This is a genomic window from Lishizhenia sp. (assembly GCF_033720595.1).
Lineage (GTDB): Bacteria > Bacteroidota > Bacteroidia > Flavobacteriales_D > Crocinitomicaceae > Lishizhenia.
In genome coordinates, this window is record NZ_JAWWCF010000269.1 from 1 (window position 1) to 3,005 (window position 3,005).

The 3,005-nt window shown below is 35.9% G+C and carries 2 protein-coding genes and 1 pseudogene; all 3 read right to left on the bottom strand.

Going from position 1 to position 3,005, the window contains the following annotated elements; translation table 11 throughout:
• Positions 1–159: 159 nt before the first annotated feature.
• Positions 160–1,815: a M1 family metallopeptidase gene (locus R3333_RS13795; RefSeq protein WP_318959355.1), complete on the bottom strand. Its 1,656-nt coding sequence runs from the start codon at positions 1,813–1,815 to the stop codon at positions 160–162.
• A gap of 64 nt (positions 1,816–1,879) precedes the next feature.
• Positions 1,880–2,554, bottom strand: a complete 675-nt coding sequence (locus R3333_RS13800; protein WP_318959356.1) for a hypothetical protein — start codon at positions 2,552–2,554, stop codon at positions 1,880–1,882.
• Between the two features lie 126 nt (positions 2,555–2,680).
• Positions 2,681–3,005: pseudogene (locus tag R3333_RS13805) on the bottom strand (DNA topoisomerase IV subunit B); the annotation flags it as partial.

The following is a 3,005-nucleotide window of genomic DNA, read 5'->3' on the forward strand; positions in this document are numbered from 1 at the left end:
ATAAAAGCGAGCGGCTTCACTTGCTGAATTATCAAGCCAAATACAGGTATTAATATGCTTTTTCATGTTTTCTTACTTTAAAGTGATTCGTCTGTCTACACACAAGTTACTACATCCCTTTAAAATTTAAAAGAAAAAAACAAGCTCACCTATTAAAAATTATTTGACGGCATACAATGATTGTTTTTTGAAACGGTAACTCCCTGCAGGGTTATATTCCTTTAATTGTACTTTTTGACTTTCTAAACTCGGTGTTAAAATCATTTCCTCTCCATTGTTCATGAATTTCACTTTTAACGCATTGAAATTAGCAGGTACATTTGTCCATCGATAACTCAATACACCTGAAGATGAAATTTCATAACTTAACTCCGGACTCTGATGTTGATGCAGGTAAACATTAAAAAACCAAGCGTAATCTTTTCCGGTTTTTGCATTAACCACATCAATAAAATCTTGAGACTCCACCAAGGTATATTTGTATTGATCATAAAACGATGAGATAATATCAAAAAAGAGAGTGTCGTTATCGAGTTGTTCTCTCAACGTATGCAAGATCCAAGCTCCTTTCACATAGACATCCGAGTGTTTACGGAAATGAAACCAACGCCTGCCTTCTACTCCAACAACAGGATATTTATTGTTTATCCTTGATCGGTTACTATTAAGGCTAATGTCATAATATCGCCGGCCAAAAATCTGTTCATAATACACGGATTCTGAATAGGTAGCAAAACCTTCTTGTATCCAAACATCTGCCAAGTCTTTCACTGTAATACTATTGCCCCACCATTCATGTGCCGTTTCGTGTAAAATAATATAGTCTGTAGTGAAAAAACGTCCATTTTGATATCCATTTCCATAGGCAATGGCTGATTGATGCTCCATTCCTGCATAAGGTGATTCAATCATTTTAAATCCATCTTTATACCAAGGGTACAAACCAAATGTTCTTTCATATACCTTTAAAATATGATGGGTTTGTTTAAAATGTTTCTCCGCTTTTTCCGCATGCGATTTCAACACATAATAATTCAGCATTAAATCATCGCCTTCCAAACCTTTATACGTGTCTTGGACCAATACAAAGTCGCCCACATAAATGGTAACATTATAGGTATTGATGGGATAAGATACAAACCAGGTAAAACTCGTTGTATTTGCGTTCTCTTTTGTGTTTTCTAAGACACCGTTTCCTACGCCAATCAAACCTTTGGGAACCGTATAGGTCATCCGCACACTGTCTGGCTCATCTGCTGTATGATCTTTTAGTGGCCACCAAAGACTCGCTCCATCCGATTCGCAAGCCACACCAATCCATGGTTTGCCTTCTTGATCTTTTTTCCATACAAAGCCCCCCTTCCAAGGTGCTTTTTTCGCTTCTTCAGGTTTACCTTTATAGACTGCTTTTAAAATAAATTCTTCGCCCTGATGATGTGTCGTTTGAACAAATACAGCGCGGTGCTTTCTAGAAAAAGTTAATTGCTCATTGGTACTGGCATCTTCTAGGGAAGTTATTTCAAAATTTGGATGGAGGTCTATCTGTAAGGTATCAAAATCTTCAGTTGCCTTCGCGTGTATAAAAACAGTTCCTGAAAGCCCTTTATTTTCGGCGTCTACAGATAAATTCAAGTTGTAATAGTTAACGTCAAAACAAGTTCTAAAGGAGGTTAACTCTCCCAATAGAATTTGTTCTTCGCTAAACTTTGGAATCTTTCCTTCTTTTTTGGGGTTGGCCATTTCTGAACGAAAGATAGAACAGGACCCAAACAATAAGGCTAGAATTAAGGCTAATAGGTAATTGATAAATTTCATATTGTATAGTCTAACTACTGTTAGACTATGAATAGGTGGAAAAGTTACATGCATGGATTAATTTTTATTCTTCTTTTAAAATATATTGCATACCATACATCACTGAAAGTACACAACGTTTTGGCCTCTTATCAATATACAATGTTCTAGCTCTATCTTCAAAAGAGAGCGGATTTCTAATTCCACTCGAAAAATTAATACTGACAACGGTTATATTGAGTATCGTATCAACAGACTTTTCTGAATAATAAGTGTGTAAATTATAAATTGAATCTCTTAAACTTTCTTTTAAGGAATTACTTATTTTAACTTCATCTACAGGGGCAATTTTTAAAGAAGAATGGAATTTCTCTAGTGCATATTTTGGCATTTTACCCAGTAGCCTACTATGTACGTCGATAGGTTTGAAGGTTTTTGGTAAATAGAAAATCACACTTTTCATCATGCGACTACCTACCCTTATTCCATCCATGAACTCAGAGGTGTAATAACTGTGTTCACTGTAATCCGAAATGTTGTAAACCTCCAACAATTTCAATAATGTATCTTCTATACTTTCACAAGAATAAGTTAATACATAATCAGCATGCTTTCTATCGATTTTTTGAAAGTTATAAACCTCACCAAAGTGTAAAGTAACCTCTGAGCCTAGATCTGTCAATATCGTATCATAACTCATATATAACTCTAGAGTAAGCGTATCCTGTTTATTCCTTCCAGCGGACGCTATAAAACTCATCAGAATACATAATGATAAAAGAAAATGCTTCATAGTGTTTTATATATTGAATAACAAGGGTGATTAAAAGTAACAAAAAAGCCCTTCTCAAATTGAGAAGGGCTTCATAATACATAAGATTATGTATTAAATATCAATATTCGCATACTTGGCGTGTTTCTCGATAAACTCTTTACGAGGTGGAACTTCGTCTCCCATCAACATAGAGAAAATCTGATCACTTTCTGCAGCGTTTTCAATAGTTACCTGACGCAACGTTCTTCCCTCCGGGTTCATGGTTGTATCCCAAAGTTGTTCCGCATTCATCTCTCCCAAACCTTTGTAACGCTGTACACCAACTGAAGAAGCTGGTCCAGATCCTTTGAATTGGTCTACCAAACGGTCACGTTGGTCATCGTTCCATGCGTAATCTGACTTCGCACCTTTCTTCACTAAGTATAAAGGAGGCGTC

Bases quoted from the DNA above. Each gene is read 5' to 3' on its own strand.
- R3333_RS13795 (WP_318959355.1), bottom strand. From the start codon at position 1,815: ATGAAATTTATCAATTACCTATTAGCCTTAATTCTAGCCTTATTGTTT.
- R3333_RS13800 (WP_318959356.1), bottom strand. From the start codon at position 2,554: ATGAGTTTTATAGCGTCCGCTGGAAGGAATAAACAGGATACGCTTACT.